This is a genomic window from Micromonospora sp. DT227 (assembly GCF_049841835.1).
Taxonomy (GTDB): domain Bacteria; phylum Actinomycetota; class Actinomycetes; order Mycobacteriales; family Micromonosporaceae; genus Micromonospora.
Map to the genome: position 1 here is coordinate 1234943 of NZ_JBNCLA010000001.1, position 24200 is coordinate 1259142.

25 protein-coding genes and 1 pseudogene are annotated in these 24200 nt (G+C 72.8%); 12 read left to right on the top strand and 14 right to left on the bottom strand.

All coding sequences use genetic code 11. The annotated features are described in order from the left end of the window. The 4 genes and pseudogenes from ACLQ2W_RS06445 to ACLQ2W_RS06460 all read right to left on the bottom strand — a co-directional run. Window positions 1-313, bottom strand: a pseudogene (locus ACLQ2W_RS06445) (tetratricopeptide repeat protein); the annotation flags it as partial. A gap of 638 nt (window positions 314-951) precedes the next feature. After that, entirely contained in the window at window positions 952-1173 is a 222-nt protein-coding gene (locus ACLQ2W_RS06450) for a ferredoxin (protein WP_405092258.1), read from the bottom strand. Then, window positions 1170-2375, bottom strand: a complete 1206-nt coding sequence (locus tag ACLQ2W_RS06455; protein ID WP_425785626.1) for a cytochrome P450 — start codon at window positions 2373-2375, stop codon at window positions 1170-1172. The genes ACLQ2W_RS06450 and ACLQ2W_RS06455 overlap by 4 nt, the downstream gene beginning before the upstream one ends. A gap of 210 nt (window positions 2376-2585) precedes the next feature. Continuing rightward, window positions 2586-3320 (bottom strand): class I SAM-dependent methyltransferase, encoded by a 735-nt coding sequence (locus tag ACLQ2W_RS06460; RefSeq protein WP_425785627.1) that lies wholly within the window; start codon window positions 3318-3320, stop codon window positions 2586-2588. A 172-nt stretch (window positions 3321-3492) separates the two neighbouring features. Between ACLQ2W_RS06460 and ACLQ2W_RS06465 the strand changes: the two genes are divergently transcribed. Beyond that, a complete protein-coding gene (locus ACLQ2W_RS06465) occupies window positions 3493-4269 on the top strand; it encodes an HAD-IIB family hydrolase (protein ID WP_425785628.1) in 777 nt (258 codons plus the stop codon). A gap of 52 nt (window positions 4270-4321) precedes the next feature. Here ACLQ2W_RS06465 and ACLQ2W_RS06470 read toward each other — a convergent pair whose 3' ends face one another. Continuing rightward, a complete protein-coding gene (locus ACLQ2W_RS06470) occupies window positions 4322-5167 on the bottom strand; it encodes an SDR family oxidoreductase (protein WP_425785629.1) in 846 nt (281 codons plus the stop codon). Window positions 5168-5334: 167 nt separating this feature from the next. Between ACLQ2W_RS06470 and ACLQ2W_RS06475 the strand changes: the two genes are divergently transcribed. From ACLQ2W_RS06475 to ACLQ2W_RS06490, 4 genes are all read left to right on the top strand, one after another. Then, window positions 5335-7122: an adenylyl cyclase gene (locus ACLQ2W_RS06475; RefSeq protein WP_425785630.1), complete on the top strand. Its 1788-nt coding sequence runs from the start codon at window positions 5335-5337 to the stop codon at window positions 7120-7122. Between the two features lie 104 nt (window positions 7123-7226). Further along, the gene (locus tag ACLQ2W_RS06480) at window positions 7227-7736 is read left to right on the top strand and encodes a MarR family winged helix-turn-helix transcriptional regulator (RefSeq protein ID WP_405092264.1); all 510 of its coding nucleotides are present in this window, start codon (window positions 7227-7229) and stop codon (window positions 7734-7736) included. Between the two features lie 4 nt (window positions 7737-7740). Then, a complete protein-coding gene (locus ACLQ2W_RS06485) occupies window positions 7741-8553 on the top strand; it encodes a helix-turn-helix domain-containing protein (RefSeq protein WP_425785631.1) in 813 nt (270 codons plus the stop codon). A gap of 204 nt (window positions 8554-8757) precedes the next feature. Further along, window positions 8758-9702, top strand: a complete 945-nt coding sequence (locus ACLQ2W_RS06490) for an NADP-dependent oxidoreductase (RefSeq protein WP_425785632.1) — start codon at window positions 8758-8760, stop codon at window positions 9700-9702. 86 nt (window positions 9703-9788) lie between these two features. Here the strand turns inward: ACLQ2W_RS06490 and ACLQ2W_RS06495 are convergent, their stop codons facing one another. The 3 genes from ACLQ2W_RS06495 to ACLQ2W_RS06505 form a co-directional block, all read right to left on the bottom strand. After that, a complete protein-coding gene (locus ACLQ2W_RS06495) occupies window positions 9789-10379 on the bottom strand; it encodes an ATP-dependent Clp protease proteolytic subunit (RefSeq protein ID WP_405092267.1) in 591 nt (196 codons plus the stop codon). Between the two features lie 225 nt (window positions 10380-10604). Beyond that, entirely contained in the window at window positions 10605-11228 is a 624-nt protein-coding gene (locus ACLQ2W_RS06500; RefSeq protein WP_425785633.1) for a helix-turn-helix domain-containing protein, read from the bottom strand. A gap of 107 nt (window positions 11229-11335) precedes the next feature. Further along, window positions 11336-12367: a hypothetical protein gene (locus ACLQ2W_RS06505; RefSeq protein WP_425785634.1), complete on the bottom strand. Its 1032-nt coding sequence runs from the start codon at window positions 12365-12367 to the stop codon at window positions 11336-11338. A gap of 176 nt (window positions 12368-12543) precedes the next feature. On the opposite strand from ACLQ2W_RS06505, the gene ACLQ2W_RS06510 reads away from it, so the two are divergent. Next, window positions 12544-13557: a potassium channel family protein gene (locus ACLQ2W_RS06510; RefSeq protein ID WP_107154879.1), complete on the top strand. Its 1014-nt coding sequence runs from the start codon at window positions 12544-12546 to the stop codon at window positions 13555-13557. Window positions 13558-13596: 39 nt separating this feature from the next. On the opposite strand, the gene ACLQ2W_RS06515 is transcribed toward ACLQ2W_RS06510, so the two are convergent. Beyond that, entirely contained in the window at window positions 13597-14070 is a 474-nt protein-coding gene (locus ACLQ2W_RS06515) for a MarR family winged helix-turn-helix transcriptional regulator (protein WP_425785635.1), read from the bottom strand. Between the two features lie 83 nt (window positions 14071-14153). Here ACLQ2W_RS06515 and ACLQ2W_RS06520 point away from each other — a divergent pair, with 83 nt between their 5' ends. Continuing rightward, window positions 14154-14795: an FMN-dependent NADH-azoreductase gene (locus ACLQ2W_RS06520; protein ID WP_425785636.1), complete on the top strand. Its 642-nt coding sequence runs from the start codon at window positions 14154-14156 to the stop codon at window positions 14793-14795. 75 nt (window positions 14796-14870) lie between these two features. Here ACLQ2W_RS06520 and ACLQ2W_RS06525 read toward each other — a convergent pair whose 3' ends face one another. From ACLQ2W_RS06525 to ACLQ2W_RS06535, 3 genes are all read right to left on the bottom strand, one after another. After that, window positions 14871-15905, bottom strand: coding sequence for a 2-oxoacid:ferredoxin oxidoreductase subunit beta (locus ACLQ2W_RS06525; protein ID WP_281943165.1), 1035 nt, complete (start codon window positions 15903-15905; stop codon window positions 14871-14873). Beyond that, window positions 15898-17745 (bottom strand): 2-oxoacid:acceptor oxidoreductase subunit alpha, encoded by a 1848-nt coding sequence (locus tag ACLQ2W_RS06530; protein WP_425785637.1) that lies wholly within the window; start codon window positions 17743-17745, stop codon window positions 15898-15900. The genes ACLQ2W_RS06525 and ACLQ2W_RS06530 overlap by 8 nt, the downstream gene beginning before the upstream one ends. Window positions 17746-17942: 197 nt before the next feature. Next, a complete protein-coding gene (locus ACLQ2W_RS06535; RefSeq protein ID WP_425785638.1) occupies window positions 17943-19376 on the bottom strand; it encodes a hypothetical protein in 1434 nt (477 codons plus the stop codon). A gap of 128 nt (window positions 19377-19504) precedes the next feature. Between ACLQ2W_RS06535 and ndhC the strand changes: the two genes are divergently transcribed. Further along, complete coding sequence (ndhC, locus tag ACLQ2W_RS06540) at window positions 19505-19882, top strand: NADH-quinone oxidoreductase subunit A (RefSeq protein WP_405092275.1); 378 nt, start codon at window positions 19505-19507, stop codon at window positions 19880-19882. A 4-nt stretch (window positions 19883-19886) separates the two neighbouring features. Here the strand turns inward: ndhC and folP are convergent, their stop codons facing one another. Beyond that, window positions 19887-20756: a dihydropteroate synthase gene (folP, locus tag ACLQ2W_RS06545; RefSeq protein WP_281943157.1), complete on the bottom strand. Its 870-nt coding sequence runs from the start codon at window positions 20754-20756 to the stop codon at window positions 19887-19889. Window positions 20757-21009: 253 nt separating this feature from the next. Between folP and ACLQ2W_RS06550 the strand changes: the two genes are divergently transcribed. The 4 genes from ACLQ2W_RS06550 to ACLQ2W_RS06565 are packed head-to-tail and all read left to right on the top strand — an operon-like array spanning window position 21010 to window position 23404. Beyond that, on the top strand, window positions 21010-21630 hold the full coding sequence (locus ACLQ2W_RS06550) for a DivIVA domain-containing protein (RefSeq protein WP_425785639.1): 621 nt from the start codon (window positions 21010-21012) through the stop codon (window positions 21628-21630). Then, window positions 21627-22124, top strand: a complete 498-nt coding sequence (locus ACLQ2W_RS06555) for an SRPBCC family protein (protein ID WP_405092277.1) — start codon at window positions 21627-21629, stop codon at window positions 22122-22124. Before ACLQ2W_RS06550 ends, ACLQ2W_RS06555 begins: the two co-directional genes overlap by 4 nt. Window positions 22125-22170: 46 nt before the next feature. Continuing rightward, the gene (locus ACLQ2W_RS06560) at window positions 22171-22755 is read left to right on the top strand and encodes a DNA-3-methyladenine glycosylase I (RefSeq protein WP_425785640.1); all 585 of its coding nucleotides are present in this window, start codon (window positions 22171-22173) and stop codon (window positions 22753-22755) included. 25 nt (window positions 22756-22780) lie between these two features. After that, window positions 22781-23404, top strand: a complete 624-nt coding sequence (locus ACLQ2W_RS06565) for a hypothetical protein (RefSeq protein WP_425785641.1) — start codon at window positions 22781-22783, stop codon at window positions 23402-23404. A 3-nt stretch (window positions 23405-23407) separates the two neighbouring features. Here ACLQ2W_RS06565 and ACLQ2W_RS06570 read toward each other — a convergent pair whose 3' ends face one another. Then, window positions 23408-24199 (bottom strand): enoyl-CoA hydratase/isomerase family protein, encoded by a 792-nt coding sequence (locus tag ACLQ2W_RS06570; protein ID WP_107154891.1) that lies wholly within the window; start codon window positions 24197-24199, stop codon window positions 23408-23410. Between the last annotated feature and the right edge of the window lies 1 nt (window position 24200).

The following is a 24200-nucleotide window of genomic DNA, read 5'->3' on the forward strand; positions in this document are numbered from 1 at the left end:
CGCCGAGCCCGTCGTACACGGCGCCGATGTTGTTGAGGGTGGCGGCTTCGGTGCCGCGGTTGCCGGCGTCGCGGTACAGGGTCAGGGCCTGGTTGTAGTCGGCCAGCGCTGGCCAGGGCTGGCCGGTGGCTCGTCTGGCCGAGCCGCGGTGGTAGAACGCACCCGCATCCGGGCCCAGGCTCAGGGTGGCGGTTGTCAGTGCCTCGACGTCAGCGAATCGGGACGTCGCCAGCCACTCCCGGGCCACCCTGCCGCTGACCTGCCGGGCGATGGCCGCCTCGCGGCCGGCGACGGCCAGCCGGTGCACCTCCACCGCCTGGACGATCTTAGGCCAGCGGCTAGGAGGCGCTGACCCCGTCGGGCCTGCACTGTCCATCGAGTGGAGCAACCTCCCTGCCTAGAGTGCTGCGCTTCGGCGGACCACTTGCCCCGCTGTCTTCTCCACCCGATGTCGCGACGCCCATGGCGATCCGCGGACGTGACGGCACTACATCAGTTCATGCACGCTGCCACACCCTGTCACTAGCGACAATCGCGAATCGGACACTCGATCCGGCGTCGATGAATGCTTGGTTCATGCCGCCGAAGCGCCCGAACCATGACGATGTCTCAGTTCAGCGGGCTCGATCCTCGGAGGGCTGCATGCTTGACGGCGGTTGCGCGGAAGCCAGCGCTGCCTGGTGTCAACAAGAGTCAAAACATACGCGGAATGAACGGGGCGTTTAGCTGGGGTGCCCGAAGGTGAACGTCCCGTAGGACGCCGGGTCTTCGTGGTAGCGCTATTTCCTTCCTGGACTGTGTGTCGCGAATTCTGCCGGGGGTGCCGACACGAGGCCCTGGCCAGCAAAGAGGTGACCAGGGCCTTGATGAATCCGCATTGCTCCCCGAAACCCCCGGTGACCCACGAACCGCGGAAACGATTCCGGTGCGTCGAGGTCAGGCGTCGTCGCGTCAGGCGGGAGCGACCAGCTCACCGTCGTCGTCGCGTACGGTGATCGCTTCGACCGGGCACGACTCGGCGGCGTCGATCACCGTCTCGTCCGGTTCGACCGTCGCCGCGATCGGCGTGGCCGACCCGGACTCCAGCCGGAAGTGGGCCGGCGCCATGCCGACGCAGCCGCCCGATCCGATGCAGCGCCGTGCGTCGACGGCGATCCGCCAGCCGGCGCTCACCAGGCCACCGGCATCCGGGCCAGACCTCGGACGATCATGCCGCTCTTCCAGCTGAGTTCCGGCTCGGGGACGGCGATCCGCAGCTCGGGCAGCCGGGCGACGAGCGTGCCGATCCCGACCTGTAGCTCCATCCGGGCGAGCTGGGCCCCCAGGCAGTGGTGCACGCCGTGCCCGAAACCGATGTGCGGATTGGTCTCCCGACCGAGATCGAGCCGATCGGGGTCGGCGAAGACGGTCTCGTCGCGGTTCGCCGACGAGATCGAGCCGATCACTGGTTCCCCGGCCCGCACCAGCACTCCACCGACCTCGATGTCCTCGGTGGCGTACCTGGCGAATGAGGAGGCCACCCCGAGCGGGACGTACCGCATCAGCTCCTCGATCGCGGTCGGCACCCGGGCGGGGTCGGCCCGCAGCCAGGCCATCTGCTCCGGGTGGGTGAGCAGGACGTACGCGAAGTTCGGCAGTTGGGTGACGGTGGTCTCGTGGCCGGCGGCGAGCAGCCCGGCGGCGAGCTGCACGATCTCCTGTTCGGTGAACCGGTCCTGGTCCTCGTCGCGCGCCCGCACCATCGCGCAGATCAGGTCGTCGGTGGGCGCCCGGCGTCGCTGCTGGACCAGCTCGCCGATGTACGCGTACAGGTTGTCGAGGTATTCCTGGATCCGCTCGGGCGGCAGCGAGGTGGTCGAGACGATCGCCTCCGACCAGACGTGGAACAGGTGCCGGTCGGCGAAGGGCACCCCGAGCAGCTCACAGATCACCTGGATGGGCAGCGGGGTGGCGAAGTGCTCCACCAGGTCGGCCGGCGGCCCGCCCGTCACCATGGCATCGATGAGTTCGTCGGCGATCTGCCGGGTGCGGGGCCGGAGCTGCTCGACCCGGCGGGCGGTGAACGCCTTGGCGACCAGCCGCCGTAGCCGGGTGTGCTCCGGCGGATCCATCGACAGGATGCCGCCCTCGATCTGCCTCGGCGTGAGCCGCGGCTCGTCCCGGCCGACGCTGGCGGCCCGGCTGAACCTCGCGTCACCGAGGACGGTCCGCACGTCGGTGTGTCGGGTGGCGAGCCACCCCTCCTCGCCGAACGGCAGCCGCACCCGGATGAGCGGCTCGGTGCGCCGCAGCTCGGCGTAGCGCGGGTCGAGGTGGAGCCGGTCGGGTGGGCTGAACGGGTACGGCTGCGCGGTGACCTTGGCGACGTCCGGCATTGGTCGACCCCCGAAGCAGATCGGGTCACCCCCGGAGCAACCGGGGTGATCAGCTCATCGTGACGTGTCGATTGCCGATAGTAGCGGAAGCGCGTGGACCGGTGCCAGTGCGCCCGCGCGGTGCGTCGACTGTCCGACGCCGGGCTGCCAGCGAGGGGCGTGCCGGCACCGGACGTGCCGGCGACGAGCGCCGTCGTCATCGGGGGGCGCTCAGGCCAGTCGGTAGACCGACACGTGGGAGCGGGACTCCTCGGTGAACTCCGCGCCGGCCCAGTCGGCGTGCCGGCTCTCCAGCGTGAAGCCGGCCAACTGGCCCATCAGGTCCAGCTCGGACGGCCAGATGTAGCGGTGCGGGGTGCGGAAGACCCGCGCCTCGCGGCCGTCACCGAAGTGGAAGTGGTGCGACACCACCCGCTGGCGCAGCACGTCGTAGGTGTCCAGGCCGATGTAGCCGGCCTCGGTGTGCCACACGGTCGCCTGCTGACCCGGGGGCAGCTTGCGCAGCTCCGGCACCCACAGCTCGATCACGAACCGGCCGCCCGGCCCGAGGTGCCGCGCCGCGTTGCGGAAGCAGGCCACCTGCTGGTCCTGGTCGAGCAGGTTGGCGATGGTGTTGTAGACCAGGTAGACCAGGCTGAACTCGCCCGGCACGGTCGCGCCGGCCATGTCGCCGACCACCACCGGGACCGTGGCGGCGTCGACCTTCGTCCGCAACTGCTCCACCATGGGTACGGAGAGTTCGATCCCGCTGACCGGCACGCCGCGGGCGGCGAGTGGCACCGCCACCCGGCCGGTGCCGATGGCGAACTCCAGGGCCCGGCCGGTCCCGGCGAGCGCGGCGAGCCGGTCGACGGTGGGGCCGAGCACCTCCGGCGCGAACATCCCGGTGCCCGGCGTGTCGTAGCGTCGGGCGGCCTCGCCGTCCCAGATCTCGTCCTGGCGCATCGGCTCACCATCGACGTCGAGGACGCCGCGTGTCCAGCGCTTTCCGGTCGTCGTACGCGGCCTGCTTGTTACTCTCCGTCAATGGGTGGAGCCCCCGGGCGCTCAGGAACGCGTCAGGCCGCATCGGTACCCTGCTAGTCCCGACCAGCCCGCGACGACACATGAGGTATTCGTGAACGATCTTCGAGTGGTGGCGTTCGACCTCGACGACACCCTGGCGATTTCCAAGTCCCAGATCGATCGTCGGATGGCGGACCTGCTCGGTCACCTGCTCACCGAGGTGGACGTCCTGATCATCTCCGGTGGCCGGTTCGAGCAGTTCCAGTCGCAGGTGCTGGCCCACCTCGATCTCACCGAGGAGCAGCGTGACCGGCTGCACCTGATGCCGACCTGCGGCACCCGCTACTACCGGTGGTCGTCCGGCGACTGGCGGCTGGTCTACGCGGAGGATCTGAGCGAGGCGGACAAGGCCCGGGTGATCGCCGCGCTCACCGAGTCGGCGCAGGCGCTCGGGCTGTGGGAGACGAAGACGTGGGGTGACATCGTCGAGGACCGGGGCAGCCAGATCACGTTCTCCGCGCTCGGGCAGTCCGCTCCGCCGGCGGAGAAGTACGGCTGGGACCCGGACGGCAGCAAGAAGAAGCGGCTGCGCGACGCGGTCGCCGCGAAGCTGCCCGACCTGGAGGTCCGGGGCGGCGGCTCGACCTCGATCGACGTGACGCGCCAGGGCGTGGACAAGGCGTACGGCATGCGGAAGCTGCTGGAGCACCTCGATCTGAAGATCGACAACGTGCTGTTCGTGGGGGACCGGCTCGACGTGGGCGGCAACGACTACCCGGTCAAGGCCATGGGCATCCGCAGTGTCGCGGTGACCCGCTGGGAGGAGACCGCCGACTACGTCGAGACGCTCGTCGACGACCTCGTGAAGCAGCGCGCCGAGCGCGCCTGACGGGAACCGCGCCCGCCGATCCCTGGGGTGGCGACGGGCGCGGTCCGGTCGTTCAGCGGGCGGCGCGGATCGCCTCGGCCAGCGTGGTCGGGGCGTGGCCGAGCAGCTTGGCGAGATCGTCGCCGACCTCCAGTTCGCCCCGGGCGAGACCGAGGTCGCTGTCGGCGAGCACGGCCGCGTACCCCTCGGGCAGGCCGGCGGCGACCAGCACCTCGGTGTAGCGGTCCGCCGGCAGGTCGGTGTAGCCGACCGGCGCGCCGGTCTGCCGGGCCACCTCGGCGGCGAGGTCGGTGAGCGTGAACGGCGCGCCGCCCAGCTCGTACACCTGGTGGTCGTGACCGTCGGAGGTGAGCACCACGGCGGCGGCCTCGGCGTAGTCCGCGCGGGTGGCGGCGCTGACCCGCCCGTCGCCCGCCGCGCCCGCCACCCCGTGCTCCCGGTACGCGTCGAGCTGGTCGGTGTAGTTCTCCAGGTACCAGCTGTTGCGCAGGAAGACGTACGGCAGCCCGGAGTCGCGGATGAGCCGCTCGGTGTCCCGGTGCTCGCCGGCCAGCCGCATCTCGGCGGTGTCGGCGTGGGCGATGCTGGTGTAGACGACCAGCCCGACGCCGGCCTCCCGGGCGGCGGAGACCACGTTGGCGTGCTGGGGTCGACGCCGGCCGACCTCGCTGCCGGAGACGAACATCAGCTTCTCGGTCCCGGCGAGGGCGGCCCGGAGCGAGTCGGGGTCGTCGTAGTCGGCCGGGCGGGTGACGACGCCTTGGCCGGCGAGGTCGGCCAGTCGTTCGCGGTCGCGGCCGATCGCCACGATCTCCCCGGCCGGTACGCCGCGGTCGAGCAGCGCGGTGACGATGAGGCGGCCGAGCTGGCCGGTGGCTCCGGTGACGGCGATGGACATGCGCGCTCCCTTTGGTTGCGAGTTCAACTTCTTTGAGAACAACCACCGCCGCGCCGCGATGCTTCCCGGTTCCGGAACCGGCGGGCTCTGGTGGGATCGACGGGGATGCGGTAGGAACGGCGAGAGAGCGCTCTCCGCTCTCCTTCCACCACCGAACAGGCAGGCAGATGCGATCATCCGACCCCTCCCGCCGCCGCTTCCTCGCGCTCACCGCCTCGGCGGCCTCGCTCACCGCCCTCGGCCTCCCGGCCGGCACCGCCGTCGCGTCCCCGACCGCGCGGCCCGCCCGCGAGCCCGACCTCGGCCCGAACGTCTTCGTCTACGACCCGAGCACCCCGACCGAGGAGATCCAGTCCACCCTGGACCGGATCTTCACCGCCCAGGAGCACAACGAGATGGGCGCCGACCGGTACGCCGTGCTGTTCAAGCCCGGCCGCTACGAGGTGGACGCCCGGCTCGGCTACTACACCACCGTGGCCGGGCTCGGCGCCCACCCCGACGACGTGGAGATCCACGGCGCGGTCCGGGTGGTCGGCCAGCCCGACCCGAACTCACCCGCCGGCATCTCCGCGTTGACCAACTTCTGGCGCTCGGCGGAGAACCTCGCCGTCACCCCGACCGACTGGTCGAACCAGTGGGCCGTCTCCCAGGCGTCGCCGATGCGCCGGGTGCACGTCAAGGGCGTGCTCTGGCTGGAACCCGGCAACGGCGGCTACTCCAGCGGCGGCTTCATCGCCGACTCCAAGGTGGACGGCATCACCATCAACGGCTCCCAGCAGCAGTGGCTCACCCGGGACAGCGAACTCGGTGGCGAGTGGACCAACGGCGTGTGGAACCAGGTCTTCTCCGGCGTGATCGGCGCGCCCGCGCAGGGCTTCCCCGACCCGCCGTACACCACGCTGCCGACCAGCCCGGTGATCCGGGAGAAGCCGTACCTCTTCGTGGACGACGCGGGCCGCTGGCGGGTGGCGGTGCCCCGTCTGCGCCGCGACACCGCGGGCACCACCTGGGCCGCCGGCGGCGCACCGACGCCGTCGCTGCCGCTTACCGACTTCTTCATCGCCCGGCCCACCGACACCGCGACGCGGATCAACGCCGAACTCGCCCGGGGCCGCCACCTGCTGCTCACCCCCGGCGTCTACCGCCTGGACCGGGCGCTGCGGGTGCGCCGGCCGAACACCGTCGTGCTCGGACTCGGCATGCCCAGCCTCGCGCCGGTCACCGGCGACGCGGCGCTGCGGATCGAGGACGTCGACGGGGTACGGATCGCCGGGGTGCTCGTCGACGCCGGGCCGGTCGAGTCGGAGGTGCTTGTCGAGGTCGGTGGGCGGCACAGCCACCGGGCGCACGCCGGCAACCCGATCTCGTTGCAGGACGTCTTCTTCCGCGTCGGCGGCCCGTCCGCCGGCCGGGCGGTGACCAGTCTGGTGGTGCACAGCCGGCACACGCTGATCGACAACATCTGGGCCTGGCGGGGCGACCACGGCCAGCCGGGCACCATCGGCTGGGACGTCAACACGGCCGCCACCGGGGTGGTCGTCAACGGCGACGACGTCACCGCGTACGGGCTCTTCGTCGAGCACTACCAGCGCTGGCAGACCCGCTGGCACGGCGAGCGCGGCCGGACCGTGTTCTACCAGAGCGAGCTGCCCTACGACCCGCCGAGCCAGGCGGCCTGGCGCAGCCCGACCGGCGACGGCTGGGCCTCCTACCGGGTGGCCCCGCACGTCCGCACGCACGAGGCGTGGGGGCTGGGCGTCTACGCGTACTTCAACCAGGGTGTGGACATCCGCTGCGACCGGGCGATCGAGGCGCCGCGGCGGGCCGGCGTACGGTTCCACGACGCGATCACCGTGTTCCTGAACGGCAGCGGCGGGATCGAGCGCACGATCAACGAGGTCGGCACCCCGGTGGTCGGCTCGTACGGCACCAGCCCGGTGGTCAGCTACCCCTGACCGGCGGCGGTGGCCCGGACGGCCCCGGTCCGCGCGGCCGGGGCGGTCCGGGTGGACCGCCGATCGCCGGGAAACTTCGAGTTCAAAGCACGTAGAATCATCGGGTGAGTGAACCGGCGGCCGGCCTGAACGCGGAGCAGCTCGGCGCGTACTTCGCCCTGATGGAGGTCAGCAGCCTCCTGCAGTATGCGGTGGACGAGCACCTGCGCGCCGCCGGCGACCTGAGCTACGTGCAGTTCCAGATCCTGGCCCGGCTGGTGGACGCCCCGGAGGGCCGGCTGCGGATGACCGACCTGGCCGACGGCGTCGTGTACAGCCGCAGCGGGCTCACCTACCAGGCGGGCCTGCTGGAGAAGCGCGGCCTGGTCACCCGGGCGCCCTCGCCGGACGACGAGCGCAGCGTCCGGGTGACCGTCACCGACGCGGGCCGGGACCTGATTGCCCACGTGCTACCCGGGCACGTCGACCGCGTCCGGCAGTTGCTGTTCGAGCCGATGGCCGACCGGGACCTCGCCGCCGTCAGTGCCGTCCTCGGCCGGGTGCGCGACCACATGCGCGCCAACCCGCCGAGGTCGGCCAGGCCCCGGGCCGGCCGCGCCCGCACCGGCTGCTGACGGGATGGACCGTACGCTGCTCGCCGACTTCCTCCGGGCCCGTCGTCAGGCGTTGCAACCGGAGGACGTGGGGCTTCCCCGGGGCCGACGGCGCCGCACCGGCGGACTGCGGCGGGAGGAGGTCGCGGTGCTGGCCGGCATGTCGGCCGACTACTACAGCCGACTGGAGCAGCAGCGCGGCCCGATGGCGTCCGAGCAGATGCTCGCCGCCCTGGCCCGGGCCCTGAAGCTCAGCCCCGGCGAGCGGGACCACCTGTTCGCCCTCGGCGGCCACTCGGCGCCGCGGCGCGTCCTGCGGGACGAGCGGGTCAGCCCCGCCATGCGGCGGATCGTCGAGCGTCTCTCGGACACGCCCGCGCTGGTCTTCTCCCGGTTCGGGGAGGCCCTGCTGCAGACCCCGCCCGCGGTCGCCCTGTTCGGCGACTACACCAGGTTCGAGGGCATGTCCCGCTACCTGGTCTATCGATGGTTCACCGACGCGTCGCAACGGGCCATCTATCCGCCCGAGGACCATGCCATCCGGGGCCGGGTGTTCACCGTCGACCTCCGCGCGGCGTACACGGCGGACCCCACCGGCACGGCCGGCGAGATCGTCGAGGCGCTGCTGTCGGTCAGCCCCGAGTTCGCCGAGGTCTGGCGACGGCACGAGGTGGATGTCACCCACCACCACGACCTCAAGCGCTATCGACACCCCGAGTTGGGCGAGTTGGAGCTGCACTCGCGCCGGCTGGTGGATCCCGACGAGGGTCAGGAGCTGCTGGTCTTCCTGGCGCAGCCCGGCTCGCCGAGCGAGGCGAGACTCCGCCGGCTGACCTGAGCCGGCAGTTGTCCACGGACTGTCGATCCGTGGATGACGACGACATTCCTCCGTTCCCCGAACTCCGCGATGCTCGACTGGCCGGGCCGACGCGGACTGTCGGCCGGCTCACACCCCAGCGCACTTGCTTCGAATTTGAAGTGAGCTATGGTCATGAAGTGCTTCGCATTCGAAGCACTCGTCTCGGGAAGATGAGGGATCACCATGAAGGCAGTGCGTTTCCACGAGTACGGAGACCCGTCCGTCCTGCGTCTGGAGGACGCCGCGCAGCCGGTCCCCGGCGCCGGTCAGGTGCGGATCCGCGTCGCGGCGACCTCGTTCAACCCGGTCGACGGCAACATCCGGGCCGGTTTCATGCAGGGCCCCATCCCGGTGGCGCTGCCGCACACCCCCGGCTTCGACGTCGCCGGCACGGTCGACACGCTCGGCGAGGGCGTCGACGGCTTCCGTCCCGGCGACAACGTCATCGGCTTCCTGCCCATGACGGCGGCCGGCGCATCCGCCGAGTACGTCGTCGCACCGGCGGAGGCCCTGACGTCGGCGCCGGCGAGCATCCCGCTGACCGACGCCGCCGCACTGCCGGCGGTCGGGCTCACCGCCTGGCAGGCGCTCTTCGACCACGCGAAACTGACCACCGGGCAGCGTGTCCTGGTCAACGGCGCGGCCGGTGCGGTCGGCCGGTACGCCGTGCAACTCGCCCACCACGCCGGCGCCCACGTCGTCGCCGTCGCCGGTCCCGGCAGCAGCGCGGCGGTCACCTCGGCGGGCGCGGACGAGGTCGTCGACCACACCACGACCGAGGTGACCACCGCGGTCACCGAGCCGGTCGACGTCGTCCTCAACCTCGCACCCGTCGACCCGGCCCGGCTGGCCGACCTGCTCACGGTGATCCGTCCGGGCGGGGTGCTGGTCAACACCACCGTCTGGATGCCCGCCCCCGCCGACGACGAGCGCGACGTGCGGGGCGTCGACCTCTTCGTCCGCAGCGACGCCGACCAGCTCGCGCACCTGGTGAGCCTCGTCGACCGCGGCGAGTTGCACGTCGACGTGGCCCGGCGGGTGCCGCTGGCCGAGTTGCCGGCCCTGCACGCCGACGCCGCCGCGGGCGCGCTGCCCAGCGGCAAGACCGTCGTCGTCGTCGACGCCTGATCAGCCACCGGATCCCCGCCGAAGGCCGCGCCGTGGAACTCGCCCCGGCCTACCGCAGCGAGTTCCTGTAGCCGGCCGTCCGCGGCTCAGCCGACGAGTTGGTCGACCCGGGAGAGGACCTGGTCGACCAGCCCGTACTCGCGGGCCTCCTCGGCGGTGAACCAGCGGTCCCGGTCCCAGTCGCGCTGGATCTCCTCCAGCGTGTGCCCGCTGTGCCGGGCGATCAGCTCCTGCATGGTGTGCTTCACGTGCAGCATGTTCTCGGCCTGGATGGTGATGTCGGCGACCGTGCCGCCGAACCCGCCGGACGGCTGGTGCATCATGATCCGCGAGTGCGGCAGCGCGAACCGCTTGCCCGCCGTGCCGGCGCAGAGCAGGAACTGCCCCATCGAGCCGGCCATCCCGAGCGCCAGCGTCGCCACGTCGTTCTTCACCCACCGCATGGTGTCGTAGACGGCCATCCCGGCGCTGACCGAGCCGCCCGGCGAGTTGATGTAGAGGTAGATGTCCCGCTCCGCGTCCTCGGCCGCGAGCAGCAGGATCTGCGCGCAGATCTGGTTGGCCGAGTCGTCGGTGACCTCGGTGCCGAGGAAGATGATCCGTTCCTTGAGCAGCCGCTCGAAGACCCGGTCGCCGAAGACCGGCTGCCCCTCGTCCCGCATCCAGATGCCACTCATGACTGCCCACCTCCGTGACGCCGGTGGGCGGGGGACCGCCCGGCGAGCCGGCGGTCTCCAGCGTCCGCCGGGCGCACCCGCGCGGCCCAGGCTTTCTGCCCCGGGCAGACTCGCCCTCGGCAGAACCGGGTGGGCGCCGCCGGTCGGTGCGGGCCGTACCTCGGTCGTCCGTCGCGGTGCCCGGCGCCACGCCCGGTCGGCGTTCGTCCGGCCCGACCGTGGGCGCTACGCCGCGACCGGCCGCCGTCGGGCCGCGCGGGCCCGGCGCCGGGCCAGCGCCGGTGAGGTACGCGGGCGCGGGCGCGCGGTCGGCGTCGGGATCAGCCAGATCCGGGTGCCGGTGCCGAACAGCTCCGGTGCGTGGCCGAGCGGCGGGCCGACCGGCATGGGGGACACGCCCATCGGGCGCAGCCCGCCGCCGAGCAGCGGGGTCGACCGGACCGGGTGCGCGGTGTGCGGCGGCGTGACCGGCCGGGCCGGATGCGGCGCGTTCGGGCCGCCCGGGCGTCGGGTGGCGTGCAGGCGGGGCGGGCCGACCCGGAGCTGTGGGCCGCTGCGGGCCGATGGCACCCGGTCGAGCCGGGCCATTGGCACCCCGGGACCGACCGGCGTGGGCCGCTCCCGGCGCAGCTCGTCGCGTGCCTCCTCCAGCAGGTCGGCGAGGTGGATGCCGAGCGCCCGGCAGATCGCGGCCAGCACCTCCGAGGAGGCCTCCTTGCGCCCGCGCTCGACCTCGGAGAGGTAGGGCAGGGAGACGCCGGCCGCCTGTGCCACCTCGCGCAACGTGCGGCCCTGACGCAGGCGGATCCGACGCAGCACCCCGCCGATCACCCGTCGCAGCAACGACATGCCGGCCTCCTCGCGGTCGCCGTTCGCCGACGCTACCCATCATGCCCCGTCCCGGCGGCGTGGACCGCCCCGGTCGGCCCCCGTGGTACCGACCGGGCCGGGGTCGGTCAACGCCAGACGACCGCCCGGCTGTGGAAGCTCGGCGAGAGGAAGTCCGCCTGACCGACGATCAGACCGGCGTCGTTGACATTGATCGCGACGCTGCCCACCGCCCCGTCCGGCAGCGGCAGCAGTCGGGAGCCCGCCGTCGGTGAGGGCCAGAGCATCGCCCGGCCGGCGGTGCCGTCGGTGCCGACCACCAGACCCGAGTCGTTCACGGCCTGTGCGGTGGGGGACGCCGAACCGGTGGACAGTCGGCGCATCGTCCTACCGTCCCAGAAGAAGGCGGCGAACGCGCCGTCCGCGGTCCGGCTGGTGCCGACCACCTGACCAAGGTCGTTGATGCCGCTCGCGTCGCTGGTGGGACCGCCGAGGGTGCCGAGGGGCCGGACGACCCCGTTGCGCCACACGAAGGCCTGGTTGACGAACGGCGGGTCGGTCCAGTCCCGGTAGCCGTAGGTGCCGGCGACCGTGCCCGCCTCGTTGACCGCGACGGCGCTCGCACCCGGCGGCGCGTCGATGGTGATCTCGGTGTTGCCGGTGCGGACGAACGCCCGCCGCCCGGCGAAGCTGTCGGTGACGTGATACACGCCGACCACCCGGTCCCCGGCGGTGTCGTACGCGATGGAGAAGATGCCACCGGTGAGGCCGAGGTCCTGGATCTTCCCGTCGACCCAGGCCACGGCGTGGCTGCTGCCGTCCGCGGCCTGGGCGGTGCCGACGATGCGGCCCCGCTCGTCGATCGCCTGGGCCTGACTGTTCGGCCCGCCGAGCGTGCCCAGGTCCTCGATCCGCCCGTCCACCCAGCGGACCGCGTGCCAGTAGCCGCTGGCCAGCTCCGCCGACCCGACCACCACCCCGGCCGGGTTGACGTCGTACGCCGTGCTGCCCCGGCCGGTCAGCGACGGCAGCACGACGGCGGTGCGCTTCGCCGTCGGCATCGCGGCGGGCCTCGGCGTGCCCGCCACCGCGGGTGAGGGGCCGGCCAGAGCCACCCCGACGACCACGGCCAGCGTGGTCAGTGCCGCACCTGTACGCATCCGACTCCCCCTCGTCACATTCGTCGGGTCGAGTCTCACCCACCGGGGCGTCGACGGATGTGACGAGATCCTTACCGCTTGCGACGTGGGGGCCGGTCCACGGCCCGCCCGGCCGACTCCCGGCGTACCCGCTATCTTGAGGGCGTGCAGGCGACGGTGGCGGAGCGGGACCGACGGTGATCCATTTTCCCGCGCAACGGCGGGGGCCGCTGAGCGCGCTGAGCCTGCGCCTGCTCGCCGCCCTCGGCCTGGTCTTCGCCACCGTCTTCGTGGTCTGGCTCGACCGCGACGGCTACCGCGACGTCAACGAGGACGGCCTGACGCTGCTCGACTGCTTCTACTACACGGTGGTCTCGCTCTCCACCACCGGGTACGGCGACATCACGCCGGCCAGTCCGTCGGCCCGCCTGATCAACGTCCTGTTCATCACCCCCGCCCGGGTGCTCTTCCTGATCATCCTGGTCGGCACCACCCTGGAAGTCCTGACCGAGCAGTACCGGACCGGCCGTCGCCTGTCGCGGTGGAGGAGATCCGTGAAGGACCACGTCATCATCTGCGGCTACGGCACCAAGGGCCGCAGCGCGGTCTCCGCGCTGCTGGAGAACGGGGCGGACAAGTCCAAGATCGTGGTGGTCGAGCGGAGCGGGCCGGCGCTGCGCCAGGCCACCTCGAACGGACTGGTGACGATCGAGGGCTCGGCGACCCGCTCGTCGGTGCTGGAGGAGGCGCACATCCGCACCGCCAAGGCGGTCATCATCGCGACCGACAGCGACGACGCCTCGGTGCTGGTGGCGCTGACCGTCCGGCAGCTCACCGCCGGTCAGGTCCGGATCATCGCGGCGGTCCGGGAGGCGGAGAACGCGCCGCTGCTCAAGCAGAGCGGCGCGCACCACGTGATCGTCTCGTCGGCCACCGCCGGTCGGCTGCTCGGCCTCTCCACCTCGGCCCCGCCCCTGATCGACGTGGTGGAGGACCTGCTCACCCCCGGTCAGGGGATGGCGTTGGCGATGCGCTCGGCCGAGCGCAGTGAGGTGGGTCGCTCGCCGCGTGAGCTGGAGTCGCTCGTCATCGCACTGGTCCGGCGCGGCAAGGTGGTCGCGTTGAACGACCGGGCCGGCGCGGTGATCGAGACCGGCGACATGCTGGTCCACGTCCGCGACGACCGCCCGCAGGCGACCACCACGGCCTGAGCGCCGTCGACCGTCCCGGCGTGACCGGCGCCGGCCCGGTCAGCAGGCGTCCGGGCTCTCCGTGACCGCTTCGGTGCAGGTCGGGGCGCAGCCCTGGCTGGCCCGCCGGAGCAGGTCGTAGAGCAGTTCCCGCTCGTCGGGCGCCAGCGCGCCGAGCACCTCGTTCTCCGCGTCGGCGAGCGCGCACTCGGCCTCGCGGATCCGGGTGTCGCCCGCCCTGGTGAGGCTGACGACGTGCCGCCGGCGGTCGGTCGGGGAGCGACGGCGCTCGACCAGGCCCGCCGACTCCAGGTCGTTGAGCAGCCCGACCACGTTGGTGCCGTCGATCTGGAGCGTGCCGGCCAGCCCCTGCTGGCTGATGTCGCCCGAGTCACGCAGCACGGTGAGCGCGACCAGGTGCCGGACGCGCAGGCCGAGCGGGGTCAGCACCGATTCCGAGCGCAGCCGCATCCGCCGGGCCAGGTGCTGGAGCAGCGGCCCGGAGCGGCGCTCGTCGGCGGGCTCGGCTGGCATGTGACCCAGTCTACGGCGAACAAGGAACATCGACCTGCTATAAATGGTTCGTGCTACACGAACGATCGATGGAGGAGTAAACGATGGCCCACCTGTTGCACATCGACTCGAGCATCACCGGTGAGCGGTCGGTCAGCCGTCGCCTCACCGCCCGCGCGGCCGACGCCTGGCGTGCCGCCCACCCCGGCGGCACGGTCACCTACCGGGACCTCGGTCAGGACCCGGTGCCGCACCTGGACACCGCCGGCGGTCTCGCCCGGGCGGTGCCGCCCGACCAGCACACGCCCGAGCAGCGCGCGTCCTGGCGGGTGACCGAGGACCTGGTGAGCGAGGTCCTGCGTGCCGACACGATCCTGCTCGGCCTGCCGCTCTACAACTTCGGTCCGCCCAGCAGCGTGAAGGCCTGGGTCGACCACCTGATCGCGCCCGGTCTCGCGCTCGACCCGGCCACCGGCGCCGGGCTGCTGGGCGGTCGCGAGTTCATCGTGTTCGGCACCCGGGGCGGCGGCTACGGCGCGGGCACCCCGCGCGCCGGCTGGGACCACGCCGAGCCCTGGCTGCCGCACGGACTGTCGCGCACCGGCCTGGAGCCGCGGTTCATCTCGGCCGAGCTGACCCTGGCCCCGGTCAACCCGGCGATGGCCGAGCTGGTCCCGCTGCACGAGGCGAGCCTCGCCGCCGCCGAGCGGGCGATCGGCGAGCTGTGGGTGCCGGCGACCGTCTGACCGGTCCGGAAACCGCGAAAGGGCGGGCCGTCCCCCGGGACGGCCCGCCCTTTCGGACGCGCGGATCAGATGGAGCTACATGATCGTCCAGGTGTCACCGCTGCCGAGCAGCGCCGAGAGCTGCTGCTCCGGGGTCTGGTCGACGCTCGCCCGCGCGGACGCGACCTGCTCCTGCACCACGCTGTCGTAGGAGGGCCGGTCCACCGATCGGAACACCCCGAGCGGCGTGTTGCGCAGATCCAGCCCGGGCAGCCGGGACAGCGCGAACGCGTACGCCGGGTCGGCGACCGTGACGTCGTGCACCACGATCTGCTCCGCCGGGGTGGCCGCGGTCTCCCGCACCTCCAGCCCGAAGCCGCCCGGCGGGTGGACGACGCAGAACTGCCCGTCGGTGCCGAACGTGATCGGCTGCCCGTGCTCCAGCCGGATCAGGTAGTCGTCCCGGGTGGTCGGCTCCTTCAACGGCTCGAACGCGCCGTCGTTGAAGATGTTGCAGTTCTGGTAGATCTCCACGAACGCCGAGCCCTTGTGCTCGGCGGCGGCCCGCAGCACCGACTGGAGGTGCTTGCGGTCCGAGTCGAGCGTCCGGGCCACGAACGTGGCCTCGGCGCCGAGCGCCAGCGACAGCGGATTGAACGGGGCGTCCGCGGAACCGACAGGCGTCGACTTGGTGATCTTGCCGACCTCGGAGGTGGGCGAGTACTGGCCCTTGGTCAGCCCGTAGATCCGGTTGTTGAACAGCAGGATCTTCAGGTTGACGTTGCGGCGCAGCGCGTGGATCAGGTGGTTTCCGCCGATGGAGAGCGCGTCGCCGTCACCGGTGACCACCCAGACCGACAGGTCCGGCCGGGACACCGACAGGCCGGTGGCGATCGCCGGGGCGCGACCGTGGATCGAGTGCATGCCGTACGTGTTCATGTAGTACGGGAAGCGGGACGAACAGCCGATGCCCGAGACGAAGACGATGTTCTCCCGGGGGATGTTCAGCTCCGGCATGAAGCCCTGCACCGCGGCCAGGACGGCGTAGTCGCCGCAGCCGGGGCACCAACGCACCTCCTGGTCGGACTTGAAGTCCTTGGCGGTGAGCTTCAGGGCGACGGGCTCAGACATTCTTCAGGACCTCTTCCAGCATCGTCTCCAGCTCCGCGGCGGTGAACGGCAGGCCGCGGACCTGGTTGTAGCCGATCGCGTCGACCAGGTACTTCGCCCGGATCACGTGGGCGAGCTGGCCGAGGTTCATCTCGGGAACGACCACCCGGTCGTAGGAGCGCAGCACCTCGCCGAGGTTGGCCGGCATCGGGGCCAGGTGCCGCAGGTGCGCCTGGGCCACCGGCAGCCCGCGCTGGCGCAGCCCCCGGCATGCCGCGCCGATCGGGCCGTACGTCGAGCCCCAGCCCAGCACCAGCACCCGGGCGTCGCCGTCCGGGTCCTCGACCTCCACGTCCGGCACCGGGATGGTCTCGATCCGGGCCGCCCGGGTCCGCACCATGAAGTCGTGGTTCGACGGGTCGTACGAGATGTCGCCGGTCTTGTCGGCCTTCTCCAGGCCGCCGATCCGGTGCTCCAGCCCCGGCGTGCCGGGCACCGCCCACGGGCGGGCCAGCGTCTGCGGGTCGCGCAGGTAGGGCAGGAACGTGGTGCCGTCCTCGCCGTTGGGCCGGGTGGCGAACTCCACCCGCAGGTCGGGCAGGGAGTCCACGTCCGGCAGCAGCCACGGCTCGGAGCCGTTGGCCACGTAGTTGTCGGAGAGCAGGATCACCGGCGTGCGGTAGGTCAGCGCGATCCGTGCCGCCTCCAGCGCGGCGTGGAAGCAGTCCGACGGCGACTTCGGCGCGATCACCGCGACCGGCGCCTCACCGTGCCGGCCGTACAGCGCCATGTTCAGGTCGGCCTGCTCGGTCTTGGTGGGCATGCCGGTGGACGGCCCGGCCCGCTGCACGTCGACGATGACCAGCGGCAGCTCCAGCGCCACCGCCAGGGAGATCGTCTCGCTCTTCAGCGCCACGCCCGGCCCGCTGGTGGTGGTGATGCCGAGCGAGCCGCCGTACGACGCGCCCAGCGCCGCGCCGACCGCGGCGATCTCGTCCTCGGCCTGCATGGTGACCACGCCGAACTTCTTGTGCTTGCTCAGTTCGTGCAGGATGTCCGAGGCCGGGGTGATCGGGTACGCGCCGAGGAACACCGGCAGCCCGGAGCGCACCCCGGCGGCCACCAGGCCCAGCGACAGCGCCGCGTTGCCGGTGATGTTGCGGTACGTGCCGGGCGGCATCTTCGCCGGCTTGACCTCGTACCGGACGGAGAAGTCCTCGGTGGTCTCGCCGAAGTTCCAGCCGGCCCGGAACGCGGCCACGTTCGCCGCCACCAGCTCCGGCCGGCGGGCGAACTTGCGCTCCAGGAACCGCAGCGTCGACTCGTACGGTCGGGAGTACATCCAGCTCAGCAGCCCGAGCGCGAACATGTTCTTGGCCCGCTCGGCGTCCTTCTTGGACACCGTCAGCTCGGCCAGCGCACCGATCGTCATCGAGGTGAGCGCGACCGGGTGCACCGCGTAGCCGTCGAGCGTGTCGTCGTCCAGCGGGTTGGTCGCGTAGCCCACCTTGGCCAGGTTGCGGCGGGTGAACTCGTCGGTGTTGACGATGATGTCCGCCCCGCGCGGCAGGTCGGCCAGGTTGGCCTTGAGCGCGGCCGGGTTCATCGCCACCAGCACGTTCGGCGCGTCGCCGGGGGTCAGGATGTCGTAGTCGGCGAAGTGCACCTGGAAGCTCGACACGCCCGGCAGCGTGCCGGCGGGCGCGCGGATCTCGGCCGGGAAGTTGGGCAACGTGGAGATGTCGTTGCCCAACTGTGCCGTCTCCGAGGTGAACCGGTCGCCGGTGAGCTGCATGCCGTCGCCGGAGTCGCCGGCGAACCGGATGACCACCCGGTCCAGTTGACGGATCTGCTTGGTCACGCCCGCACCTCGCTTCGCTGAGCGCCGTCGCCCTCGTCGACGCGGCCCGCTCCGTTTCTCACCGTCAGAGCCTACGTCGTACGGTTAGGGCCGCCTTGGTGGTGGTCCGACGGGTGAGACCCGAACGGGCTGCTGTATGCCCTGATTAGGGACGGTTAGTACCGCCGACCGTAATCCAGATCACCGCGCCGCGCGGCTCACCGCTCCGTGGTCGGCTCCGGCACGGTGACGTCGCTGCGGCGTCGCAGCGAGCGCGTGGCCAGCGTCAACGCGAAAACGACGAGCAACGCCGACATGATGATCAAGGCAATGGCGATCCCTCGGGCCGGGCCGTCGCCGGAATCGGACCGCTCCGACGCAGTCAGCACTCCCTGAGAACCCGTGGGCGCGGGCGCCCCCGCCACCGGCGTGGACTGTGCCGCCGCCGCGCTGATCCGGAAGCTCATCTGCACCTGTCGGTCCCGCCCGCTGCGCGGGTCCAACCGGCCGATCACCGCGCCGGCGAGCGGGGCCATGCGCTGGGCCTCCGCCGACGCGGTCACCGGCAGGCGCAGCGTCGCGGTCCGGCCGGCCGGCAGCGTGCCCAGCTCGCACCGGGTCCGGTCCGGGGCCACCGGGGCGCAGGCGTTCCCGGTGTCGCTCACCGTCACCCCGCCCGGGAGGAGCACCTCCACCCGTCCGGCGGCGTCCACCTCGCCGGTGTTGCCCAGCCGTACGGTGAGCGTGCTCGGCGCGCCGCTGATGTCGAAGAGGACCTCGTCGGCGCGGAGCGAGATGCCGGGCACCGGCGGGCCGGGCGGGAACAGCACCGCGAAGCCCTCGTCGTCGTACGCCGCCCCGGCGACGCCGGGCGCGACGGCGGTGACCTGGACCGATCCGCTCAGCGGCATGGTCTGCCAGGCGTCCCCGGCGACCCGGACCCGGATGGTGGCGCTGAACCGGGCGTCGGGCGCGACGGTCCACCCGCCGCAGCGGTGGTTGCCGCCCCCGGCGTCGACGCAACCCGGCGTGCCGCCGTCGACCAGCCCGGCCGGCAACGAGTAGCCGAGGCTGATCTGCTCCTCGCGTCCACCGGTGTTGGTCACCGTCACCCGCAGCGTGGCCACCGTGCTGTCGGCGTTCCAGTAGTCCGGCGTCAGCGCCAGGTCGCCGGTGCTGACCTGCACCCCCAGCGGCCCGCCGGCGGCCTGGGTGGGCGGTGGCGGCGGGGGCTTGACGGGCGGTCCGACCGGCGGCGGGGGCGGTGCGGTGGTGGTGGCCGGCGCGGTGGTGGCGGGCGGGGCCGGCGCCGTGGTGGGCGGCGGGGCCGGCTCGGTGGTGACCGGCGGCGGGGGTGTGGTCGGCGGCGGGGGTGCCTCCGTCGGCGGTGCCGTGGTCGGGGCCGGGGCGGTGGTGGTCGCGTCCCCGGTCGGCGTCGGCTCGGTCGGGTCGCCGGGGTCGCCGCCCGGGTCGCCCGGCGCGCCCGGGTCGGCCACCCGGACCACCCCGGCCGCGGCGGCGGGGGTGACCGCGGCCCATCCCGGCGCCACCACGGCGACCGCCGCGGCCGCGGCGATCAGCGCGGGCGCGAACAGTGCGAGGGTACGGCGAGGCGTGACCCGGTGGGCAGGCCGGACGCGGGGGCGGGTCATCTGTCCTCCGGGGACGTGTCAACGAGGTCTCATTATTCGGGGACGGTTGCCCTCCGGCACTAGTCCCGCCAGGAAACGAATTCGTAACGTGTCCGAGACGTCTCGAGGGGACCGGTACGCTCCGGGTCGTGACCGGATACCTCGGCTCGTACGCCACGCTCGGTCTACTGCTGCTCGCCGCCGTGCTCTTCTTCCTGACGGCGTTCTCGGCGAACCGGATGTTACGTCCGGCCCGACCGGCGGAGCCATGGGGCAAGCGGGCCACGTACGAGTGCGGGCTCGACCCGGTCGGCGGCGACTGGGCCCAGATGCAGATCCGCTACTACGTCTACGCGTACCTCTATGTCCTGTTCGCGGTGGAGGCGGTCTTCCTCTTCCCGTGGGCGCTGGTCTTCGACCGGCCCGGCTTCGGGGCGACCACGGTGGTGGAGATGGGCGTCTTCGTGGCGATCGTGGCGCTCGGCATCCTCTACGCCTGGCGGCGCGGCGTGCTGCGCTGGACCTGACCCCCTAGGCCAGCCCGCGCCGGGTCGCCGCCGGCGGCCGGTCCCCCCGGATCGACGCCACCATGTCCAGCACCCGACGGGTCGGGCGGACCTGGTGGGCGCGGAACACCCGGGCGCCGAGCCAGGCCGAGACCGCGGTGGCGGCGAGCGTCCCCTCCAGCCGTTCCGGCACCGGCAGGTCCAGCGTCTCGCCGATGAAGTCCTTGTTCGACAGCGCCACCAGCAGCGGCCAACCGGTGTCGGTCAACTCGGCCAGCCGCCGGGTGATCTCCAGCGAGTGCCGGGTGTTCTTGCCGAAGTCGTGCGCCGGGTCGATCAGGATGCCGTCCCGGCGTACCCCCAGCCCGACCGCGCGTTCCGCCAGCCCGGTGACGGTGTCGAGCACGTCGGTCACCACGTCGTCGAAGGCCGCCCGGTGCGGCCGGGTACGCGGGGCCAGCCCGCCGGCGTGCGAGCAGACCAGCCCGGCGCCGGTCGCCGCGGCGACCCGGGCCAGTGCCGGGTCCGCCCCCGACCAGGTGTCGTTGAGCAGGTCCGCGCCGGCCGCGACCGCCTCCACCGCCACCTCCGCCCGCCAGGTGTCGATCGAGACGACCACGTCGGGAAAGGCGGCCCGGACCGCGGCGATGGTGTCCACCGTGCGGCGGATCTCCTCGGCCACGTCGACCTCGTCGCCGGGCCCGGCCTTCACCCCGCCGATGTCGATGATCTCCGCGCCCTCGGTCACCGCCCGCTCGACCGCCCGCAGCGCGCTGTCCCGGGCGAAGGTGGCGCCCCGGTCGAAGAACGAGTCCGGGGTGCGGTTCACGATCGCCATCACCACCAGCTCACCCGGGGCGAAGGCCCGTCCACCGAGCCGCAACATCCCGGTCATCCCCGCCTCCTCGTCCCCGCGCCGACCGTCGCACCTTCGCATGTCCCCGCGGTGCCACCCGCCACCGCCCCGAGATCTTGGTACGTAACGGCCCCTTCCGGGGCACTTGCGTACCAAGATCTTCGGGTTTCCTGGAATGTGGAAGGCGGGCGGCGGTCGGGAACGAACCTCCACCACGTCGGGAACGCGGGTTTTGCGGACCGGAGGCCGTGGAGGGCTCGCCCGATCCGGGCCCGCATGCCACGATCTCTCCATGGGTGAGGTTCTGCTCCTCTTGGTCGTCGCGCTGACCGTCGCGGCAGTGGTGTTCGGAGTGACGGTGCTCGTCTCCGGGCGGGATCCGGGGCTGGTGCCGGCCGAGCCGGACGGCCGGGCCGTGCCGCTGCCGGGTGGCCGCCCGCTCGACGAGTCGGACGTGACCGGGGTCCGGTTCGACACCGCGCTGCGCGGTTACCGGATGGCCCAGGTCGACGTGGCGCTCCGGCGGGCCGCCTACGACATCGGCTACAAGTCCGAGCTGATCGGCGTGCTGGAGGCCGAGAACACCGCACTGCGCGAGGGCCGGACCGAAGAGGCCGACGCGTTGCGCCGGGCGCGCGAGGAGGCCGTCGCCGCCGGAGCCGGGACCGGGACCGACGAGTCGGCCCTCGACCCGTCGGGCGCCGGTCCGGTGATAATCGACCTGTCGACACCTGAGCCGCAGACCGCTCCGCCGGCCGAGGCGGGCGTGGCGGAGGCGCCGGCCGCCGCCGCGGTCGAGGACACCACGTCCCCGGCCGGTGGGATCACCGCCGGGCCGGCCGGCGCGAGCGCGGACGACAGCGACGCGGACGACCGGGCACGCGGGCCGGTGGCCCGCTCGGAGCCGGCGTGACCGGCGCGGAGGGTTCCGCAGGCTTCGCCGAGGCGGCCCAGCCGGGTGCCGCCGAGGTCACCGCCACGGTGATCGTCGACGCGCCGGCGGAGCGCGTCTTCGCGGCGCTGACCGCGTGGGAACGGCAGTCGGACTGGATCCCGTTCACCACGGTCCGGGTGGTCGAGGGCGACGGCGGCGAGGGCAGCCTGGTCGAGGCGGTCACCGCGGTCGGCCCGGCCGTGCTCCGCGACGAGATGCGGGTGGTGCGCGTCGACGCGCCGTACGAGGTCGGCGTGGTGCACTGCGGCAAGCTGCTGCGCGGCCCGGGCGTGCTGCGGTGCACCCCGATGGACCGGGAGCGCACCCAGGTGGTCTGGCACGAGTGGTTCCACCTGCCGGGCGGGACGGCGGGCCGGGTGGCCTGGCCGGTGCTCTGGCCCGGCTCGAAGTTCGGCCTGACCCAGGCGCTGAAGAGGTTCGCCCGGCTGGTCGAGCAGGGCCGCCTGCCCTGACCGTGGCGTGCCGGCGGAGTCGGTGGGTCGCACTACCCTGTGCGGCGTGACTGACCTGGTGACCGGCCCGGACGGGCTGCCCCGTTGCGCCTGGGGGGCGAGCACCCCCGACTACGCCGCCTACCACGACGAGGAGTGGGGTCGGCCGCTGCGCGGCGACGACGCGCTCTACGAGCGGCTCACCCTGGAGGCGTTCCAGTCCGGCCTGTCCTGGCTGACCATCCTGCGCAAGCGGCCGGCGTTCCGGCTCGCCTTCGACGGGTTCCGGATCGAGTCGGTCGCCGGCTACGGCGAGGCCGAGACGGCCCGGCTGCTGGCCGACGCCGGGATCGTCCGCAACCGGGCCAAGATCGAGGCGGCGATCGCCAACGCCCGCGCCGCGCTGGAGCTGCCCGAGGGGCTCTCCGCGTTGCTCTGGTCGTTCGCGCCCCCGCCCCGACCGGCGCGCCCCCGCTCGTTCGCCTCCGTGCCGGCGCTCACCCCGGAGTCCACCGCGATGGCCAAGGCGCTCAAGAAGCGCGGCTTCCGCTTCGTCGGGCCGACCACCGCCTACGCGTTGATGCAGGCCACCGGCATGGTGGACGATCACCTCGCCGGATGCCACGCCGGTGGTGACCGGGCCGGGGTGTGACGACGCGGCGTGATGGGATTGGGGCATGACCGACACCGAGCCACGGACGAGCGGGACGACCGACGCCGACACCACGCCGGGCGCCTGGGCGGTGCTGCTGCCCGCCGAGCGCTACCAGGCCGAGCGGTTGGTGCACCACGACGTGCTGGAGCTGACCGGGTTGCCGGGGGCGGCCCGGCCGCGCCCGGGTGACCGGGTGGCGGTGCTGGTCGAGGAGCCGCTGCGGCTGGTGGCGCTCGGCCGGGTGACGCGGGCCGGCGCCGGGGGCCGGGAGGATCCGGACGACCCCCAGTCCGACCCGGCGGCCGGCGCGCTCGTGGTGACGTACACCCGTCGGGCGCTCGACGAGCCGGTGTCGGTCGACGGCCCGGCCCCGGACGGCCCGGTCGCCGCGCTCGACCCGGCGCGCTGGCGGGCGCTGGCCGACCGGCTCGGTCCGCCGCCGGCCCGGCGTACCTGGCTGGTCAGCCTCGACCTGCCGATCGAGGCGGCCACGCGGGCCGAGGCGGTCCGGATCTTCTGGTCCTACGTGCAGGAGCTGGGCCCGCGTGAGTTGCCGGCGTTCGTCTCGCCGGCCGGCGACGAGTTGGCCATGCAGGCGTTCGTGCTCGGCGTCGAGGCCAACCAGGACCCGGAGGAGGACGACTGAGCCTCAGCGCCCCTCGAAGACCGGCTTCTGCTTGTTGACGAACGCCATCGTGGCGGCCCGGTGGTCGGCGGTGCCGCCGCAGATGGCCTGCGCCTGCGCCTCGGCGGCCAGCGCGTCGGCGAGCGTGCCGGCGTCGGCGATGGAGAGCTGACGCTTGATCGCCCCGTACGCGACGGTCGGGCCGGCGGCGAGCCGGACGGCCAGCTCCTGCGCGGCCGGGAGCACCTGCTCGTCGTCGTCCACCAACCGGGTGAGCAGGCCCAGCCGGCAGGCGTCCTCGGCGCCGACCGGCTCGGCGAGCATGAGCAGTTCGACCGCCTTGGCGTGGCCGACCAGCCGGGGCAGCGTCCAGGAGGCCCCGGTGTCGGCGGCGAGCCCGACCCCGGCGAACGCCATCAGGAACCGCGTCTTCGGGCCGCCGATGCGGAAGTCGGCCAGGAACGCCAGCGAGGCGCCGGCCCCGGCGGCCATCCCACGCACCGCGGCGACCACCGGCTTGGGCAGGTTGGCCAGCCGGGCGGCGATCGGGTTGTAGTGCGCCCGCACGGTGGCGAGCGGGTCGGCGTCCGCCGACTCCAGCGTCTGCACGTGCTCCCGCAGGTCCTGCCCGGCGCTGAACGAGCCGCCCGCGCCGGCCAGCACGACCGCCCGGCAGGAGCGGTCGGTCTCCAACTCGGCAAGCGTCTCCCGGAGCGCCTCCTTGAGCGCCACGTCGAGCGAGTTCATCGCCGTCGGGCGGTTCAGCGTCAGGGTGACGACGGCGTCGGTGCGGTCGACGAGCAGCGGCTCGGTCACG

Coding starts and splice junctions, on each gene's coding strand:
- ACLQ2W_RS06455 (WP_425785626.1), bottom strand. CDS start 2,375: ATGCCGGACGTCGCCAAGGTCACCGCGCAGCCGTACCCGTTCAGCCCA.
- ACLQ2W_RS06460 (WP_425785627.1), bottom strand. CDS start 3,320: ATGCGCCAGGACGAGATCTGGGACGGCGAGGCCGCCCGACGCTACGAC.
- ACLQ2W_RS06470 (WP_425785629.1), bottom strand. CDS start 5,167: ATGTCCATCGCCGTCACCGGAGCCACCGGCCAGCTCGGCCGCCTCATC.
- ACLQ2W_RS06475 (WP_425785630.1), top strand. CDS start 5,335: ATGCGATCATCCGACCCCTCCCGCCGCCGCTTCCTCGCGCTCACCGCC.
- ACLQ2W_RS06485 (WP_425785631.1), top strand. CDS start 7,741: ATGGACCGTACGCTGCTCGCCGACTTCCTCCGGGCCCGTCGTCAGGCG.
- ACLQ2W_RS06490 (WP_425785632.1), top strand. CDS start 8,758: ATGAAGGCAGTGCGTTTCCACGAGTACGGAGACCCGTCCGTCCTGCGT.
- ACLQ2W_RS06495 (WP_405092267.1), bottom strand. CDS start 10,379: ATGAGTGGCATCTGGATGCGGGACGAGGGGCAGCCGGTCTTCGGCGAC.
- ACLQ2W_RS06500 (WP_425785633.1), bottom strand. CDS start 11,228: ATGTCGTTGCTGCGACGGGTGATCGGCGGGGTGCTGCGTCGGATCCGC.
- ACLQ2W_RS06505 (WP_425785634.1), bottom strand. CDS start 12,367: ATGCGTACAGGTGCGGCACTGACCACGCTGGCCGTGGTCGTCGGGGTG.
- ACLQ2W_RS06515 (WP_425785635.1), bottom strand. CDS start 14,070: ATGCCAGCCGAGCCCGCCGACGAGCGCCGCTCCGGGCCGCTGCTCCAG.
- ACLQ2W_RS06520 (WP_425785636.1), top strand. CDS start 14,154: ATGGCCCACCTGTTGCACATCGACTCGAGCATCACCGGTGAGCGGTCG.
- ACLQ2W_RS06525 (WP_281943165.1), bottom strand. CDS start 15,905: ATGTCTGAGCCCGTCGCCCTGAAGCTCACCGCCAAGGACTTCAAGTCC.
- ACLQ2W_RS06535 (WP_425785638.1), bottom strand. CDS start 19,376: ATGACCCGCCCCCGCGTCCGGCCTGCCCACCGGGTCACGCCTCGCCGT.
- folP (WP_281943157.1), bottom strand. CDS start 20,756: ATGACCGGGATGTTGCGGCTCGGTGGACGGGCCTTCGCCCCGGGTGAG.
- ACLQ2W_RS06550 (WP_425785639.1), top strand. CDS start 21,010: ATGGGTGAGGTTCTGCTCCTCTTGGTCGTCGCGCTGACCGTCGCGGCA.
- ACLQ2W_RS06565 (WP_425785641.1), top strand. CDS start 22,781: ATGACCGACACCGAGCCACGGACGAGCGGGACGACCGACGCCGACACC.